The 1,728-nt window shown below is 45.9% G+C and carries 2 protein-coding genes; both read right to left on the reverse strand.

The annotated features are described in order from the left end of the window. Positions 1–950 (reverse strand): hypothetical protein (locus KDK18_RS11980; RefSeq protein WP_257255156.1); only part of this gene is annotated, 950 nt, incomplete at its 3' end. A gap of 178 nt (positions 951–1,128) precedes the next feature. Beyond that, positions 1,129–1,269 carry a hypothetical protein gene (locus tag KDK18_RS11985; protein WP_257255157.1) on the reverse strand — a complete coding sequence of 47 codons (141 nt, stop codon included), beginning with the start codon at positions 1,267–1,269 and terminating at the stop codon, positions 1,129–1,131. Between the last annotated feature and the right edge of the window lie 459 nt (positions 1,270–1,728).

Consider the following 1,728-nt stretch of genomic DNA (forward strand, 5'->3'; position numbering starts at 1 on the left):
TCTTCGTCTGTGGAGTCTTCGTCTGTGGAGTCTTCGTCTGTGGAGTCTTCGTCTGGAGAGATCCTGTATGAGGCGACCCGGTTTATAAAGTTGCTGCTAATGAATCTGCTGCCAACAATGTCATGTGGCTGTTGCAGATATGGTACGCCGCACACACAGCGGAGTTCAATGTCAGAGAGATCATCCAATTTTTCGAAAGATGGGCTTTGTAGGGAATTCAGCGGTGGTTCAACGGACTCTACGCTATCGGATGATGGTCGGAATTGACAAACGCCATGACAGGGATGGGCGAAACAATTAAAACCCAAAGTATGTGAGTGTTGTTGAGAGCCTCCGTTACTGCCGCCAGAGCCAGAATAAAGGTGGATAGAGAGAGAACTTGCAGACTGGGTGGTAGCCCCTGTTGCACGCTGCCTCGATGATTTTGGTGACTGGTATGGTGTTTGGTTATCTCCAGAGCCCAACACCATAGTAATGATGGAATAGGGGTGATTTTGACTCGTCTCTTGTTGTTGAATCGGCTTAAACAAGGGTGAATCGGGGTTCCAATAGCTTTTCAAAAGTAAACCAACAGCGACAACCACTTCTATGGATAGCCATGGATAAGAGGTGGAGCTTAGGGGGGGATCGTTGGTTGTCAGGATTGGTTTTAAATCAACCATCAGGTTAGTGGAATAAAGCAACTTCCATGAAATCAATTCAATAATGGTTGTTTTTAACTCGTAAATATGAGGTCTTTGTTGTTTTTTTTCAGGCGAAGGATTCGATCCTGCATAGCCGTTTTTGTTAGTAATACCTGACGGATTTCCAGGCGATGTATGGCGGTCAGTCCTTATAGAAAAACTCTGGTTTGGAAAAACTGTTTTCTGTTCAAGCTCTAAAACAAGTCGTCTTGTCAGCGGTTCACCCTGACAGACGAGAGACAACGTCAGTAACGGCAACTGCAACATCAACATCAGTCCCGCAAAGAGTGAGTGCTTAATGATTCTATCCTTGCGTTCTGGTTTACAGAGAAGAAGGATAGTTTAAAAAAATAAGCGTGCTTTTCTTTCCGAGAACTTCTGTTAAAAAATCTCCTTTAAACCCCAAAGGCTGCAACAGGCATAACTTTATGAAAAGGGTGCCAGATCAAGGGTTGTGGTTATCATCCTGGTCCACATCAACCGGCTTGCGTTTTCTATGTCTTCTTTTGTGCTCCCAGTGGGCTTTAGCATTCTTACAGACCTTCCCGCACTGCTGCAGCTGCACACCCTCCCCGATTATTGTCATATCAAAGGTTCTTGGCCCGGTGTGGTATCTGCTTTTGCGAACTGACAGGGTTCTGGCATTCTTGAAGACCTTCCCGCATGGCTGATACTTGCCATCTTCAATGCCTAATGTCTCGACACAGGTTTGTTGTCCGTTGTGCTCTCTTCTCTTGTGATTTGACAGTTTTTTTTGGCATCGGGCTGCCTCTCCGTAAGGAAGACAATCCGAAGGTGAAGCCCCTTTGGGATTTTGAAACGGATAAGTGTTAAGGAAGCCCCGCTTTCTTCTGGAAGGCGATGATTATGCAGCCTGAGCAAGCCGTCGATTATAGTCAAGTCATCATAGGTGGGAGGCAAATTCCCGTTCATTGGCACATCATCATTAAGTGATACGGTAGGGGCAGTTGTACAGACTGCCTCTGCAATCATTGAGTGTGTAGGGCTAACTGTCGAGCTTTCTACGGAATTCAGCGACCATTCA

This window comes from Endozoicomonas sp. SESOKO3, assembly GCF_024606255.1.